Source organism: Companilactobacillus zhongbaensis, assembly GCF_003946515.1.
GTDB classification, from domain to species: Bacteria; Bacillota; Bacilli; order Lactobacillales; family Lactobacillaceae; genus Companilactobacillus; species Companilactobacillus zhongbaensis.
In genome coordinates this window covers 1-17542 of sequence record NZ_RHOM01000039.1, presented here as the reverse complement: position 1 = coordinate 17542, position 17542 = coordinate 1, and the positions used below count along the sequence as shown (strand labels likewise).

General features: G+C 36.3%; 14 protein-coding genes. 6 read left to right on the top strand and 8 right to left on the bottom strand.

From position 1 onward, the window contains the following. Positions 1-196: 196 nt before the first annotated feature. Positions 197-1129: an NADP-dependent oxidoreductase gene (locus tag EKM69_RS11065; RefSeq protein WP_125711062.1), complete on the bottom strand. Its 933-nt coding sequence runs from the start codon at positions 1127-1129 to the stop codon at positions 197-199. Between the two features lie 136 nt (positions 1130-1265). Here EKM69_RS11065 and EKM69_RS11060 point away from each other — a divergent pair, with 136 nt between their 5' ends. From EKM69_RS11060 to EKM69_RS11045, 4 genes are all read left to right on the top strand, one after another. Next, positions 1266-1802 (top strand): YagU family protein, encoded by a 537-nt coding sequence (locus EKM69_RS11060; RefSeq protein ID WP_125711059.1) that lies wholly within the window; start codon positions 1266-1268, stop codon positions 1800-1802. A gap of 594 nt (positions 1803-2396) precedes the next feature. Further along, positions 2397-2954, top strand: coding sequence for a hypothetical protein (locus EKM69_RS11055; RefSeq protein WP_125711057.1), 558 nt, complete (start codon positions 2397-2399; stop codon positions 2952-2954). After that, positions 2936-4219, top strand: a complete 1284-nt coding sequence (locus tag EKM69_RS11050) for a DUF285 domain-containing protein (protein WP_225423887.1) — start codon at positions 2936-2938, stop codon at positions 4217-4219. Before EKM69_RS11055 ends, EKM69_RS11050 begins: the two co-directional genes overlap by 19 nt. 342 nt (positions 4220-4561) lie before the next feature. Then, positions 4562-9880 carry an SLAP domain-containing protein gene (locus tag EKM69_RS11045; RefSeq protein WP_125711053.1) on the top strand — a complete coding sequence of 1773 codons (5319 nt, stop codon included), beginning with the start codon at positions 4562-4564 and terminating at the stop codon, positions 9878-9880. An 83-nt stretch (positions 9881-9963) separates the two neighbouring features. Here the strand turns inward: EKM69_RS11045 and EKM69_RS11040 are convergent, their stop codons facing one another. The 5 genes from EKM69_RS11040 to EKM69_RS11020 all read right to left on the bottom strand — a co-directional run bounded on the left by EKM69_RS11040 (position 9964) and on the right by EKM69_RS11020 (position 14026). Next, positions 9964-10908 (bottom strand): hypothetical protein, encoded by a 945-nt coding sequence (locus EKM69_RS11040; protein ID WP_125711051.1) that lies wholly within the window; start codon positions 10906-10908, stop codon positions 9964-9966. A 147-nt stretch (positions 10909-11055) separates the two neighbouring features. Further along, positions 11056-11256, bottom strand: coding sequence for a hypothetical protein (locus EKM69_RS11035; RefSeq protein ID WP_125711049.1), 201 nt, complete (start codon positions 11254-11256; stop codon positions 11056-11058). Positions 11257-11449: 193 nt separating this feature from the next. Then, the gene (locus tag EKM69_RS11030; RefSeq protein WP_125711047.1) at positions 11450-12394 is read right to left on the bottom strand and encodes a hypothetical protein; all 945 of its coding nucleotides are present in this window, start codon (positions 12392-12394) and stop codon (positions 11450-11452) included. Positions 12395-12538: 144 nt separating this feature from the next. Continuing rightward, positions 12539-13222, bottom strand: a complete 684-nt coding sequence (locus tag EKM69_RS11025; protein WP_125711045.1) for an alpha/beta hydrolase — start codon at positions 13220-13222, stop codon at positions 12539-12541. 3 nt (positions 13223-13225) lie between these two features. Continuing rightward, entirely contained in the window at positions 13226-14026 is an 801-nt protein-coding gene (locus EKM69_RS11020; protein ID WP_125711043.1) for a hypothetical protein, read from the bottom strand. 287 nt (positions 14027-14313) lie between these two features. Between EKM69_RS11020 and EKM69_RS11015 the strand changes: the two genes are divergently transcribed. Together EKM69_RS11015 and EKM69_RS11010 are read left to right on the top strand one after the other, a co-directional pair. Further along, complete coding sequence (locus EKM69_RS11015; RefSeq protein WP_125711041.1) at positions 14314-14652, top strand: helix-turn-helix domain-containing protein; 339 nt, start codon at positions 14314-14316, stop codon at positions 14650-14652. After that, a complete protein-coding gene (locus EKM69_RS11010; RefSeq protein ID WP_125711040.1) occupies positions 14645-15058 on the top strand; it encodes a M78 family metallopeptidase domain-containing protein in 414 nt (137 codons plus the stop codon). Before EKM69_RS11015 ends, EKM69_RS11010 begins: the two co-directional genes overlap by 8 nt. A gap of 84 nt (positions 15059-15142) precedes the next feature. Here the strand turns inward: EKM69_RS11010 and EKM69_RS12385 are convergent, their stop codons facing one another. Together EKM69_RS12385 and EKM69_RS11005 are read right to left on the bottom strand one after the other, a co-directional pair. After that, positions 15143-15319: a hypothetical protein gene (locus EKM69_RS12385; RefSeq protein ID WP_164505932.1), complete on the bottom strand. Its 177-nt coding sequence runs from the start codon at positions 15317-15319 to the stop codon at positions 15143-15145. Positions 15320-15942: 623 nt separating this feature from the next. Next, entirely contained in the window at positions 15943-17352 is a 1410-nt protein-coding gene (locus EKM69_RS11005) for a DUF6056 family protein (protein WP_125711038.1), read from the bottom strand. Positions 17353-17542: the final 190 nt, after the last annotated feature.

Below are 17542 nucleotides of genomic sequence, written 5' to 3'. Positions count from 1 at the left end.
AACTACCAAGGAAACAACTAGGATACAAAAAACCCCAGGAGGCATTCGCCCTGGCCTGCGGCTACTAATAATCTGGCACTCCGATCCTGATAGATCTTAAGCTTTTTTTATTTTTTCGGGGTGGCTAACTTGTTCTTGCAATTTGCGAATTAAAAAAAAGAACAAAACTGAAAAAAGTTTGTTCTTTTTGGATTTTTTACATTTTAACAACGATCTTACCTTTAGCGTGATGAGATTCACTGATCTCGTGGGCTTTCACTACACCCTCTTCGCTAAATGGATGTACACTATCGATAACCACTTTGACGATCCCGCGACTAACTAAGTCGACCAACTCAGTCAGTTGCTTACCATTAGGATGGAGCCAGATACCGTTAGCGTTAATATGCTTAGCATCAGCCAATTCTTGGTCGATCCCGCCAGCGATAGTAACTAAACTACCGCCGTCTTTTAAGACCGAATAGCTTTTTGCCAAAGTTTCGCCACCGATCGTATCAAAAACGGCGTCGATATCACTCAAGACTTCACTAAAATCGTCAGTGTGGTAGTCAATAACTTGATCAGCACCAAGACTCTTTAAAAAGTCGGCATTCTGGGAACTGGCTGTTGTGATCACTTTTGCGCCGATGTGCTTTAAGATCTGAATAGCAAAGATCCCCACGCCACCAGCTCCACCTTGCATTAAGACCGTTTGGCCTTTTTCGACTTTCAAGTTGTCGTAAATACCTTGCCAAGCAGTCAATCCTGCTAGTGGAATAGCGGCAGCTTCTTCAAAAGAAACATTTTCTGGAAGCTTAGCTAATTTATCTTCTTTAACGGCGGTATATTCAGCGTAAGTTCCGCGATTAGTTAGATCTGGACGAGCTAAGATCTTGTCTCCAGCGTGGAAGTCTTCAACAGCTGAACCCGTGCGCGTGATCACACCTGCTACGTCCCAACCTAAAACGATCGGAAATTTCAAAGGAATGTTTTCTTGCAAATATCCTTCACGTAACTTCCAATCGATCGGGTTGATCGAAGTAGCTTTCACCTCAACTAAAACCTCGTCATCCTCAATTTCAGGGATCGCAATGTTAGTCATATGTAACTTACTACGATCACCATATTCATCGATCACTACTGCTTTCATATTCTCTCCTCTATCCATCTTTAATCTCAACTGTACTTTAAATGTTGATAATTTTTTCTAAATTATGGTATTTATTTTTAATTTGATTTGAAAAAAAGACTATAAATAAATTGTACCAAATTAAGGGGGCATTATTATGAATATTGCCGGTAAAAGACAGCCTAAAATCTTCGCTGTAGTCATTGCTGGTATACTCGGGGGTATCATGTCAGGTATCGTCAAACTAGGTTGGGAAGTCTTGCTCCCACCTAGAACAATCGCCAGAAACTTGACCAACCCACCACAAGAACTACTTCAACAAATGGGAATTCCTAAAGCGATAACGCACTTAACTTACACTTATTCAGGCCAACAAATGCCTTGGGTAAGCTTCATCATGCACTTTGGATTTTCAATCGTCTTTGCGATCCTCTACTGTGTCTTAGCAGAGTACTTCCCAAAGATCAAACTAGGCCAAGGAACCATCTACGGACTAGTCATCTGGATTTTATTCCATCTATTGATCATGCCACTAATGGGCACAGTCCCAGCAGTCTGGGATCAACCATTTGAAGAACACTTCTCCGAAGCACTAGGCCACATGGTTTGGGCCTGGGCAATTGAAGTCTTCAGACGTGACTTTAGAAGTCGAATAACCCACGAACCCGACCGAGAAGTCGAAACCAAACTCTAATTATTAGGCTAAAAAACTTGCTGACCCAGTGGTTAGCAAGCTTTTTTTGTTTACGTAAGTAATATTATAGTGCATCAGAAATTATAAACAAGTTTTGAAACTGGTGAATTATCAAAAAAATTGTATATCTTCATGATGGATACGTCTAGAGTTCCACTAAGTAAAAAATTGATAGAACAAATTAGGTAACAAAAACCATCTCCATCTGAAATCATTGATATTTGACGAAAGTAAATCATAAATGAACACAGTTTTTATAACGATCAATCAAAAATAAACTAAACAAAAATTTTACATAGAATTTACATTTATAAAAAGCTGAATATATAATCACAAATCAGACAATTTAGTCAAATAACAAAAAATAACCGACTATCTATTGACTGAACAAATCAACCAAACTGTTCATAAATCAAAATAAAATCACACAACAACCAACAATTGAACCCGTTTCCAAAGCAAATAGCAATTTGTAAATATAAAAGAAACTATAAACTACCAAATTCAAAATATCACAATATAAATTACATTTTTTGACTCCTCATCGGTATTCTAAAAGAGTATCAAATACCAATTCGAGGAGAATTTTATATTATGCACATGAAAAAAAGTAATACAAATCGCCCCAACACAACAATCAACAGAGGCAAAATCGCAGCAATCGCAGGATTAACACTAACTTGCGGAATGATCTTGAGCGATGTTGCTCCGGTTATGGCTGCTAGTGCTGATCAAACTGTTACCGTCAGTAAGCCTGATAATACCAATAATGGCAAAACTGCTAATAATCCCTCAACCAATACAGATCAAGGATCGAATGAGGGTTCTGAAGGAGCAAATCAATCAGAAAATCCTCAAAACGGCGGAAATCAAATTAGCTACAAGGATACTGTATTAACAATTAATTCTAAGACATTAACTAAGCAAGATTTAACTACTTTTTTATCCAACAACGAAAAAGATAAAATAAAAGAATCTGCAACTAAAATAATCATTGCTGAAACATGTTCCCTAACAGGGGATATCGAAAATTTATTCTCTGGATTTTCCAAATTAAAAGAAATTCAAGGTCTTTCTAAATTAAAAATAACCGAAAAAACTTCAATGAAGGGATTTTTTTCAAATAATGCAGAATTAAAAACTTCGAATTAAAAACTTTAGACTTATCTTCATTTAACACAGAAAATGCCACGAGCATGGAATCAATGTTTGAAAATACTCCATTAGATGTAATCAATGTCTCTCATTTTAACGTTTCTTCTGTTACTAATATGAATAACATGTTTAAAGGAACTAACATTAAGGCTTTGGATTTATTTGGATGGACTCCTGCAAATGAAAATTCTGCGAACAATATTGCATTCGGTATGAACAGTTTGGAAGATATCCGAATTGGAGATAAAATGAAATTTAATAGTGTTGGTATTAGTGGAGATTGGATGCCCGTTGAATCCACTGGACCAAAAGAGACAACTATCAATTTAGATTTCAAGCCATCTGAAAAAAACGTATATGAGCTGGTAAAAAAAGATAAAAAGAGATCAATCACCGATTTGATTGATCTTCCTACAAACATCGACGGATTATTTCTTAAAGGCGTAATTTCATTCGATTTAGCTTTTTCTAAACCGAATGAAATAATTCTAGAAGACATGGATTCAAATCCTCTCCTAGATATGGTTAATTTTAATAAAGGAAAGTGGACATTAAAGAAAAATAGTGAAAAGAAATTCCAAGTCAAATTCAATGAAAACTATAAAATTTCTAAACAACCTGTGAAAAATTCAAATATTACAGTAGATGTTGAGGTTTTCAACGAATTAAACGATTCTGGAGAAACCACGTTTACTATTAAAAGCATTTCGAACAACAATTACTCATTTGAGCAAGGACCACACAAAGGAAAAATCAGCTATGCTGATGGCAAATTTAAACTAACTCCAATAAACGATATTAAGATTACTAAAAAAACTTCAACTGGAGGTTCTTCCTCATCCACATCTTCAACCCCAGACAAAACCCCATCAACAAACCAAAAACCAACAGACAAGATCAAAAACATCATCCACAAACTAACAACCCTATTCCACCGTCGTCACATTAAGCTTTACAATCGTGACTTCAAGGAATCTACTGATCGTTCACTTTCAGCAGGTAGTGACTGGTATAGTGACCAAACTATCGAACACGATGGTAAGATTTATTACCGCGTTTCAAAAAATGAATATGTTGCTGCAGAGGATATTTATTCATATGAAGACAAGGATGTAGTTAACTCACAAGGTAAGATGTCAAACCGTCGTCTTGCTAAAGGTACTCCTTGGAAATCAGACCGTACTATCGAGATCAACGGTAAAACATACTACCGTGTTTCAACAGATGAATTCGTATCTGCTGACGATGTAGTTGTTAGATAATAATTATTTACGAGATCATGATTCTAATGAATCATGGTCTTTTTTTGCTGTTCAGCAAAAAAGCATTAAGAAAGTAATTGCTAGTATATTTAATTATTCATCAACCACGATTTATATCATTCATATATAAATATATGGATTTGTGAATTATAAATTTGAAATCAATTTTTTTGTATGATTTTATCCAGTTATTCAAACAGAAACCATATTATGTTCAATTTCACAATCTAAAATAAATATAAAAATAAAAGATTAAAATATAACAATTTAAATTTTATTTTTTGAACAACCAAATGTATCTTTGAGTTGTGTCAAAAACATATTTGAGGGGAATTTGTTGAAATGAAAATGAAGAAAAGCAACGCCAAAACGCGACGCTTTAAATTAGTTAAAAAAGGAAAAATTGCCGCTATTGCAGGATTAACTTTAACTGCTGGTATGGTTTTATCAGATATTGCACCTGCAGTGGCAGCAACAAACGAGCAAACACAATCCGGAGCCACGTCTACAAAGAATGGAACATCCCTACCGGACAATGCATTAGAAAATCAAATCAGCAAGACGGACAATCAGCAACAATCTCGAGCTATTGATACCATCAAGGGGCAATCTAAATCCATATACAATGTCGACAGTAATGGAACGCTAACTATTAGCGCTGGTACCATAAAAAAAAGCGATTTCGATGAGAATATTAAAGACAAAACTGCAATCAAATCAATTGTATTCACCAAAGGATGTATTGCCGATTCCGACATTAATAATTTATTTGCTGGATTGACGAACTTGACCACAATAACAGGTTGGGAAAATCTCGATCTATCAAAAACTACAAATATGTCCTACCTATTTCAAGGCGACACTTCATTAAAAGATTTTCTGTCACCTTCATTAAATTTAAGTAACGTAACGACAATTGAAGGAATGTTTGCAAATACTGGCTTAGAAAAATTAGATTTGTCCAAGTGGACTGTCAAAGCTGGTATAAATGAAACCAATTTAGTGGCTAACACCTCCAGTCTGTTAGACATCAAAATAGCGCAAAATATGTTATTTAACCCTTTGGGGTTAACTGGCAGCTGGTATCCAGTCATTAACAATCAACCTGACACATCAACAGAATTAACTGCTGATTTTGATAAAGGAGCAAAAGGCGCATCTGAGTTAGTTAAGAATGATAAGCCTAAACCAGATAATTCTAAAATAACTGTTCGTACCAACATTGATGGATTAACCGTTTCCGGTACTGCCAACGTATCAGGCGATACAGCAACTATTACTCCTGATGCTTCTTTGCTCCCACAAGGAGTTCAACTGGCTGATCCGCAACAAAAGATAAACATAATTAAAAACAATAACGGTTCTATCACGGCCAAAGATGGTGAAGAATTGCTACTAGCCGTTAATAAAACAGCAGACTTTGGACCTATTCCAACAAACACCCGTGGCGTCGATGCAACCGTCAACGTTACGAATAAATTAGACAACCGTAGAAATTTCATTTTTACAGTTTCAGGAATAAACAATAACGATTATTCATTTGATAAAGGTATTCAATATCCTTGTGACATAGTTTATGATCCAACCACAAAGAAACTAAAATTAAATCATGCAGATGTAATCACACTCACTAGAGAATACTTTTCCGACATACCCGTTAAAAACATTGCTACAAATATTTCTGGTAAAAGTGTAACTGGATTTGTCTCGGGAAGACACAAGGTTAATGAACCAGTAGACATATCAATTGTCGGCGTCAATCCAATACCAGGTTACAAAGTAGATCCAGATTCAAAGACAATAACTGGTAAATTGTCATCAGATGGAACTGTTTCAACAGAAACTTCAGTAAAATTAGTTACTGTCACTGGCAAAGAAATACCATTAAGTAGCAACTTACCAAAAAACAAACCACTGACGGGAACCACTGGACTAAAAGATGACAAACCAGTCATTAACTACACAATTCCTGCTGGATACGAAAAAGCGGGTACAAAGGTATCGATTGATGCGAAATACGATGAGACTGGTAACATTGTGCCAATTAACGATGACATCATTAGCTTTATGCCTATTATTATCAATGACCCTATAGACGTCAGCGTAGAGTCAAATACCCCCGGTATTTTCGTTACCGCTTCTGTAAATGGCGGTAAATTTGGAGACCAACCTACGGTTACTCTTACAGATCCAAAGGGTTACGAGATTACATCTAACAGGATAATAACAATCTTAATAACTTTTGATCCAGAGGATCCAACAAAACTAACAGGAATCCGTCCAACCAATGTACCTGCACCCGTAGTTACAAAGAAAACAGCCCCATCTGTATCAATAGAAAACATCCAAACAAACATCCCGAACATTACTGTTACAGCATCTGCACAAAATGTCACTTATGACGAAGATGTAGCTCTTGACCTCAAACCAAGTGAAGGTTACGAGATAGCTAAAGAGCAAGCACCTGTCAAAGGACACATTGATACCGATAAAGATAATAATTTAATTATCACGCTGCCTAAAGACACTACTATTAAAATCAAGGGAAAAGATTTTCCAAGCAAGCCAGTTACAGAAATACCTACTAACGTCAAAGGAGTTTTTGCAACGGGTACAGCTAACGAATCAGAATTTGGAAAACCAGTAACAATTACCGTGGATGCTCCACACGGATACAGTGTCGATCAAGGTAGCAAAACTATTCAAGCAAAAGTAAAACATGATGGAACTTTTTCCAATTATGAAACAGCCAACCTTTCACCAATTCATTTAGAAAAATTACCTACCAGTTTTGAAACAAACATTCCAAACATTTCTGTGTCTGGTTTTGTCACAAATGCTAATTTTGGAGATAAGGACAAAACAGTTACTCTTTCAGATCCTCAAGGATATACAATTAATGACGGACAGCAAGTCCATGCATCCGTTGTTGCTAACGATAAGAATGAGTTAGAACTCAGTTTCACTAATAAACCTAAAATCCAAATTTCTCCAAAGATGCAAAAACATCTACACGCATCGGTAAAACTACCGGATGGAACTACGGAGGATATTCCAGTTAGAGATGCCAAAACGGGAGAAACTGTAACTGTTAACTTAAAAGACGTGGAAGGTTACGTTCATGATCAAATCGTAACAGGAATTGTCCAACCGGATGGAACCATCAAAATAGAACACCCCGAAAATCTTTATAAACAACTTTCACTTGGTGACAACGCCACAACAACTGTTGACACAAAGGAGGGAAAAAAACAGACAATCTCACTTGCCAAAAAGAAGTATAATTCACATTTTTCTATCGATGCTGAAAAAGTTGATGGATATGATTTAGATTCTAACAACAAGCAATTCACCATAAAAATCGACAACAACGGGAACGCTTCGGTAGTATCTCGTCCAACATACAATGCTCACAAATTTGAAGGCTATGTAACTATCAACGCTAAAAAAGACGGCAAATCATATTCATATGACATCCCAACATCGGTTATTTACAATCAGACAACAACAGTCGCATTGAAAGAAATTCCTGGATATGATCTTTCCGTTAGCTCAGTTGAGGTTCAAACAAATAACCAAGGTACTTTTTCGACTGTAGAGAACACACCTGAAATAAATTACACAAAAAAGGCTGATAAAACTGACACAATCAATATAAATATTTTAAAAGGAACAAAGAGTGAATCACACAGTATTAGTGCAACTGCTTCAGCAACTGGTTATACAAAACTAGATTTATCTGAATTAAAAATACCCGGATACAAACCAACTCAAGATTATGTTTACGTTCACTTAAGCAATCAAGGTAAAGTTGAATTGGTTGATCCACAGCTCATAGTCAACTATGTACCACTAAACAAACCATCTGAAATTAAATTTACTCCAAGTGGCGTTAGAGACAGTAAAGAAAAAGCAATACCAGTAAGCATTACTTACGACAGTCCTAAAACAATTGATGTACCCTACATACCTGGTTACACTGCCGATACAAATCAAATAACAGTCACCTTACAATCAGATGGCGAAACCATCAAGTACAGTAAAGAACTAAAAGATGTTAAGTATTCTCCTAAACACTTCAAAAATCACTACGTAACACTTAATACTAATTTGAAACAAACAGTCAACTTGGATGTTGATGACATCGCTTTTGATGAAATTAAAACTGTTACCATAAAACCAGATTTGGTCAATCATTATCACACTGATACGAAAAAAATCGAATTAGTGGTCGATGCGTATGGTAACATCACACAAAAGGATCCTAATCAAAAAATAACATTTACAAGTAACAATGTTACGTTGGATCATAACACTTATTACACCGATCCTGAAGGTGCTAGACATGATTTTGATAATGTGACAGGTGAAATTGGTCAAACTTTAACCTTCCCAGCAGCGACTGTTCAAGGATATGATTTAGACCCAAAAAATTCAGAAGTGGAAATAACAATTGGTAATAATGGTACTCCAGAAATAACTAAGAAACCCGTCTACACGCCAACACTTTTCAACGGTACAGTGACCGTCCACATAACAAAAAATGGTAATCCATCCACAGTTGCCATCCCTGTAAAAATGCATTATAAGGATTCTAAAAAAACCGTGAATTTACCACCAATAGACGGGTACACGCCAACCAAATCAACCGTGGATGTGACAGTAAATCCATTTGGTAATTTTATTCCAGACAACACAGAACCAATAATCTACAATTTAAAATCGTACACAAACAATGTCACAATTCACACTTCTCAATCAGATAAAACTATCAAGGATGTAACTTTACATTACGGTGAGTCTAAACTAATCAATGTCCCTAAGATCGATGGTTATAGACCAAACCAACAACAAGTTGCTGTTCATCTTGATAAAGATAATCGTGTGGTTCTATTAAATTCAGATCCTAAAGCAAAAATCATTTATTCCCCTATCAAAACGTCAGAAAGCGAAATCCATCTGACTTTGAAATTGGGAGACAAAACTCAAGATTACAAAGTTTTGAGACCGCTCGAATTTAACAACCCGAGTGAAATCGAAGCTCCAAAGATAATCGGTTATGCACCCAAAACGAAGTCAATATTAGTAGGTTTAGATCAAGATGGTAATGTGAAATATTTCAGTGGCTCAAAAATCATTGAATATACTCCAGTCCCAACACCATCTCCTTCGACATCTTCTGAAGGTAATGGAAGTAATGTTCATCATAATAATCACAAAAAACCATCAATCATAAACGAAATCAAAAACATGGTCCGCAATATCATCCATCGAGTAACTACTTTATTCCATCGTCACGGACACGGCATCAAACTTTACAACGCGAACTTCCAAGTCGAAGGTACGCGCTCACTTTCAGCCGGTAGTGATTGGTATAGTGATCAAGAAGTGGTTCACGACGGCAAAACTTACTATCGTGTTTCTAAAAATGAATACGTTGCAGCTGAAGATATTTACGCTTATGAAAACAAGAACGTCACTGTAACGATCAAGGCTGATTCCAACAAATCACTAGTAAACTCTCAAGGAAAAATTTCCAACCGTATGCTAGCCAAAAACACAGCTTGGCATTCAGACAGAACCATCCAAATCAACGGAAAAACATACTATCGAGTATCAACCGATGAATTCGTCTCTGCTGACGATGTTATCGTGAAATAGTCCAACACAATCATGATCCTTCGGGGTCATGATTTTTTTTGCCCTAAAAAAACAACCTCGAAATTAGACGAGGTTGTCTTTATTTAATAATTTGCGCCACCTACTCTTGCCCAGGCATCCGTGGATAATTGATAATAAGCAACTCCAAATTGGTCAAACCCGACTGAAGTTATCTTCCAATCTGTGTTATTTGGCAGCGTGTAATTCCAAAGTTCACCATTTGATTTGTATAACGGCTCACCGGCAATTGCTCTATACGATACATGATAGGTGCTATTATCCGATTCAATAGGATCAGAAATTTTTAAGTTAGTATTGGCATGTGGTCGAATATAATCTTCATTTGCCCATTCACTAGTTGATACTCGATAATACAGTGAAGCATTTTGTGTATCGATCATAAACTTATCAGTGTACCAATCCGATCCGGGAGCAAGTGATCGGTTAGACTTTCCATTTGCCGTGTCCAGTAATGGAGCATATTGTTTGCCCTCTTCATGAGTAGCTGACACATTACCCACTAAATCCGAAGGTTCAGTATAAGAATGTGGCTTCTCAGTAGTTACTGGTTGTTTTACATATACAATCTTATATGCAATTATTCTTCCGTTGTAACGCACACAAACACCGGCATAGTACGTTTGAGGCATTTCTGCAAAATGCGGACGTTGATCTTCAAGTTCAAAAGTCACGCCTTGCAATTGGTCTACTTTGTCAAAATCCGACTTCAATAAATATTTTTTAACCAAAGGGATCTTAATAAAATCGGAATATGAATGTTCACCGCTAGTGGCCTTAATAGTTGGCCGACTAAAACTAGCATCAGTAACATCAATAGTATCATCAGTTACGTAATTGTATAAGAAATCCTCAACAGCACTGCGAGTCGGTTCAGGCACATCACCACTAGTTATCAAGGTATTCATATTATCTTGGTCAGTTGATGCCGCTTGTGTCGAGTTTGTAAACGACAATCCTAATGTCACTAAAAATGTGGCACCTAATAGAATTATTTTCGATTTCTTCATTGTAATCCCCCCGTAATTTTTAACAAATATCCTTTAACGTCATTGTACCCTCTACTGTTTAGACTAACCATATTATCAAGCTAATTTAATTGAACTGAAAAAAAGACCAATGGAAAACGAAAGATTCTCCATTGATCTTATAAAATGCTATACTTGCCACTCATTCACAATTTTTGTAACTTCTGGAATGGTATTGATTGTGCCATGGTTGGCTCCCTCAATAACATTCACATAATGGTTATATACCAATTGTCCACACTGTCCACTTTTAGTGGAGATATTTCCATCATTTTCTACGTGGCTTGGAAAAGTACCGGCAATTGAATTTCCACTTTTCTGATTAAACAATCAAAATAACTTCACACTGGATGACAAGCTCTACATATATATTATGCATCCCTCAACTGAGAATAATAAATCACTACGTATGGCATGGAATATTAATCTAAACTAATCAATATGGACCTAATGACAAAATCATAATCCAATAATGTACGAACTAATAAAAAACAACCTCATAATTACCTGGCATTATATATGATTAATAAAACACTTGATCCGCTCTAGCCCAAGCATCCGTAGACACTTGATAATAAGCAACTCCAAACTGATCAAATCCGATTGAGGTTATCTTCCAACGTGTATTATTTGGTAGCGTATAATCCCATAGTTCACCATTTGATTTGTACAACGGCTCACCTGCAATTGCTCTGGATGAAACTGGATATGTATTGTGTTTCGATGAGATGGGAGCTGAAATATTTAGATTTGTATTTGCATGCGGACGTATATAGCGTTCACTCACCCACTCACTAGTGGATACTCGATAATACATTGACGCAGTTTGCTTATCGATAATAAACTTATCGGTGTACCAATCCGATCCTGGAGCAAGTGATCGGTTAGACTTTCCGTTCACTGTATCCAGTAATGGGGCATATTGTTTTCCCTCTTCATGAGTCGCTGTTACCGTTCCAACTAAGTTTGATGGTTCAGTATAGGAATTTGATTTGCTGGCTGTAATTGGTGTTTTTACTTTTACGGTTTTCCATACAATTTGTTTGCCGTTGTAAAGTACACGAATACCGGCATAGTATGTTCGATCCATATCCGCAGAACTTGGTCGATGATCTGCAAGTTCAAAAGTTACGCCTTGCAATTGATCAGACTTTGCAAAACCAGACTTCAGTAAATATTTTTTAACCAAAGGTATCTTACTAAAATCGGAATATGAATGTCCGCCCATAACTGCTGACATTGTTGGACGACTGAAACTAGCATCGGTTACATCAATGGTGTTATCAGTTATGTAATTATCCATCAAATCATCGACTGCACTTTGCACTGACTCAGGAACATCATCATACATCTTTATTGTAGTAGCAGTATCTTGGCCAGCTGTTGCCGCTTGTGTAGGGCTTGTAAACGATAATCCCAATGTCACTAAAAATGCGACACCTAATAGAATTATTTTTGATTTTTTCATTGTAATCCTCCGTAATTTTTAATAAATATCCTTTAACGTCATTGTACCCTCTACTGTTTAGACTATCCATATTATCAAGTTAATTTAATTAAACTGAAAAAAATCAGTGAAAAACGATAGGTTTTCCACTGATCTCTTAAAATACTATACTTGCCACTCATTCACAATTTTTGTAACTTCTGGAATAGTATTGATTGTGCCATGGTTAGCTCCCTCAATAACATTAACATAATGGTTATATACCCATCGTCCACATTGGCCGCTATCTGTTGAAATAACTCCATCATTAGGAATATTTCCAAATTCTGCTGATATATTCCCTTTCCCAACAAACATATCCACATTGCCCGAAGGTTTAAAATAAGAAGTTAAATCAGATACTTCTTTCAAAAATGGACTACTAGTAACCGTTAACGCCTTACCATTGTAAGGAGTAGCACAGGTTAGTATATTTTCGATAAAGTTTGGTTTAAAGTTGTATAAGTATCTTGCAATTGCGTTCCCACCATTTGAATGTCCAAATAAATTGATAAATGGGTATCCATTATCTCTTCTAACCAAATCCATCGCATTCTTTAATCCAAACCCAATATTCTCAAGTTCAGATTCAATGTAAATACAGTTTTTAAATGTAATTACGATATTTTTATGAGAACCACGCTGTACATACTGTGCGGTTCCATTTTTTTGAACTTCAATACAATCTACATAATCTCTATTATCTATTCCCCAATGGTTAAATTCATTTCTAAATGCATCTTGCATTAAGTTTCCACTTGGATCTTTAAAATTTGCTCCTGATCCTCCAACAAATAAATTAATAGTCATATTTTACTCTCCAATCTTTGGCAAAAAGTGTCCGTGTAATAAAGTTGTTCCACTTGCACTATTTAAATTAATAAAAGTATCTTCAGCGATTCTAAATCCAACTCTCTCTGGAGTTACATAAACGCCATCAGACATAAACTGCTGACCCGCATCGGTTGGAAAATACACTGCATTTCCATTTGAATCAAAAACATCAGGAATAACACTATTCACCCGAATAATTTTTGAAATCGGGGTTACATTAGGATTTGAAGACGTCGCATTTACAAAAGTTAATTTATTATCTAAAAACACACTATTATAGTCATAGTAACCATTATCAGTGACTCGATAACCAGTTACGTGTTTTTGTGCATCTGCCTTTTCTAATTGCATATCAGAATAGTAACGCTCGCCATCATTATGAACAATCGAAGAATATTCGGCTCTTTCATTCCAAATGTCAATTTCATATTCCTTAATAATGTCTCTATTTCTCTCAATAACAACAGTAATTGGTGTTTGTAAATTTCTGGAAACTGCCATTTGAAAATCTTGTGTTTCCTTATCTCTTAAGATCCGACCATCATTAACATTCACAAATTTCACCCATTCATTAGTGGATACTTGTAAGTATTTATTTCCATCATCTTCATTGTAGGCATAACTATTAACTTGCCAGTCGGTGTTTTTCCCTAAACTACGAGATGCCCGTGAAAATTGGGTGCGACTTGCATTTAATTGATACAGTGGAACACTACCCCACGATCCACCATCACCAATTCCTAATACGGTTTTATTAAATGTACTAAAAAATCTAATCATCTTTTACTCCTTTGTTGCATTTTTTATTGGTATGAATTATTTAATTTTTCTCAAATCATAATTCTCACCTTCTATTTATTAGACACAAGAATTGACCTCTGTTAGACAATTGTCTATAATAAGCTTATATAAAAAGCATTAATGAATAACCCTAGCTAAAATACCGGTCTGATAGCTTGGGTGATCGATTCATTACTGCTGGCTTTCTTCTTGATGATTTAACTATAAGACTATTGTCTAAATTAGTCAAGATAATTATCTAATTTTTTTAAAGGAGGGCTTTCCGGATGACACTGTTTGACAAGGTCAAAGAAACGGCTAACGCTCAAGGATACAGTTTACTTAGTTTGAACGAAAAAGCTGGCCTAGGAAAGAACGCAATTTACAAATGGAAAACGCAAAAACCAAGTATTGAAAACCTTACTAAAGTAGCTCAGGTACTCCACGTTTCTGTCGACTACTTGCTCGGCAAAAATAATAGCGAAGCTGAAGATACCAAGAAAAAAACTACCGTGGACATTGATGACGACAACGTTATTATGACGTTTGAAGGAAGACCCATTCCACCGGAAGACTTAGAAGTTATGAAAAGATTCCTGTTAGGTGGTAAACGAAATCATGAATAACAATACAGCAGTAACTTATCTACTAAATTTAGCCTTACAACATAACATCGGTGTGGAATTCATGGACTTATCTCCATCAACACCACCTGCTACTAACGTGAGTCAAAGATTGATTGCAATGAATGCCAATTGGCACAATCGAGATGACATCCCAATGCAGCTTGCTCATGAACTCGGGCACATTTTTAATAAAGATGACGAAAGATCATGCTTATACTTCTCCCCCACCAAAAATGGCATCGAAGGAAAAGCCAACCAAACAGCCATCTCCTTACTATTAAAACCATACCTAGAATCAAAGGAAAAAGAAGACGTCTCATCAGCAGACTTCATCACAACCTTCCACCTACCGATTGCACTAGAAGATATGGTAATTACACAAATTGCTGATTTCTACAAAAAATAAAAAATTTTAACCACTTTTCCATAGAATAAAAATAGGAGCTCCGAAGTCAGGCCTTGACTTCAGAGCTCCTATTTTTATTAAGAATTATTTTCCCATTGTAGCAAATTTCTCAACAAAAAAGCCAAAAAATTGTGCGACCACAACAATAATAATCAATTTAACAATCCAATTAAAATGCTGAACATACGGAACATAATTAAGAACCAACCCCAAAATTAATACCGTAAAAAAACCAACAAAAAACATCTTATCCCTCTTCATACAACATACCTCTTTAAAACAATCAAATCGCAATGACTCGATTCAATAAATCATTTAATCATCAAGAATTGAGGATATCATTTTTCCATCTCATACGAAACAGAACAGTTTCAGATTCATTTGGGGGATTTAATAATAATACAGACATATAACTTCCTATAATCAAGTAAAAACAACATAGATTCGGAATTTGATATACACATACAGCTTGAAGTTGATGTCTCAATATTTAAAGCAGTGTGATCTTAGGTATGGTTTTTATTTTGGTTTTGGTTTCGGGTTTGGTTTTGAACTTGCACTTAATTTTACAAACCAAGATAAATATTGAGATAGACCGCAAAAACTAGGACGAGCAAAAAGTGCCAATTTGTACAAAAAAGATCGGTCACATTCAAAAAAAGAGATGATTATTGACTACCATCTAGGTGGAGGGGCGGGGCGCTATATGGGCTCAGCCGCGAAATTTCACTTAGCGGTTTACCGCTAAGTGAAAGACCCAGCTTTGAAACAAGCGAGTGGCCTATGCTCGATTGGTTCAAAGTGGGTCCGCAGCGTTCCAGTCCCATATAGCGCCCCGTCCCGGAACCGGCATTGAACCTCAAACAAAACTACCACCACTATCCCTACCGATAATCAAAATAAAACAAATAACCAACAAAAGAACGACAACGATACTTGCTCCAATACAATATACTATCCGGAGTACTATAAAGATCACGGTTAGGCATTAAATCATGATAAGGAATCCGCCGATCAAGCGGAACAGCACCAACAAAAGGCGCCTCCTCAAACCGTTCCAAATAAGCAAAATGGTTCGTAACATTCCCCACCATATAATAGCTAGACATCGTCAAGATCCCAGCCACCAAAGCAATCGGAATCGCTTTTTTAAGCTGTGGTCGTTGGATCGAAATGTTAGCCAAAATAATCATCGCAAACAAATACAAAAACATTGTACCGTTAAAAAATTCTCGGGCACTGATCGGTTTCGTTATCAACAAAAACGGCCCCGTCAAAAAGCCGAATGACAAGTAACAATACAACAAGATCCACTTCGTTGACTTAGGTACTGCCACGACGAACAGGCTCAAGAACAAAAAGATAATGAATAAGACCGACATGATCGCATCAAAATTTTGCAAAGTGTTGCCAATATTGACCGGTATGAAGACATCATTTGACTGCTGGCGGGCTAAGAATGCATTGACCAAAGCGTAATATCCCGCAAAAAAGACCGCAACTCCCATCGTCAAATAATCCCAGAGCTGTTTTTTACTTTTATGCCAAATCGAAACAAATATCCCGACCATCAATAGCAGGTTCAAGGCTAAGTTAAACGTCACGATCCAATAGTGCGAAGTTTCGACGTAAGTTCTTAGACTATTGGCAAATGAAAAATTTGTATCGCGATAGCTTGATTTGACCCAGTAAGATCGGTTGCTAAACATTAAAATGGCCGATCCGATTGATCCAATCAAATATGCCCATTGGTATTTCGGGATCGATCGAACGAGCCTCCAGGTTACTAAAATAACTACCACTGCCATGGCCACTTGATACAGCGTGATGTGTTCTACGAAGAGTCCTCCGATGAAACCCAGGACCAATGACAAAACTACCAATATCCAGATATCGAGTAATTTATGTTCCAACAAATATTTTTTCGTCAGCCATAAATACGCTAAAACGATCACCATCGCTGGGACGTAATTGACAAATGCTGCGTTCCAAAACCAGGCACCAGCTGTATAGGCGCGACTCAAAGTCAATGGGATCAACAACGATAAGAAGAAAAGACCCATTTTGCCACTAGACAATTTCCACAACAAATAAACTAATAATGTCGCAAACAATCCGTAAAAAATAAAATTGTACAACGGATGATGCATCCCAAATATCATTAAAACATTAGAAAAATAACGACCATTACTACTACCACCGATGTAGGAAGGATCCTTAGTCGTAAAAAATCCGTGGTTGAGTAAGAAACGGCCGGCTTTGCCCCACCAAAATTGATCGTCCCCAAAAGGCACGATGAAAAATCTTAAAATCGAAAAATATAGAAAATATAATATTGGCGAATTTTATAATCAAGTTAGCCACCTTAAGAAAATCTGAATAAAAAAACACCAAGACGGAAAAATCAGTTATCATTGGAGTTCCGACACTAACAATGAAAGAGGTTTTTCGTCTTGATGCATCAACAGAATACCATAATTCGCA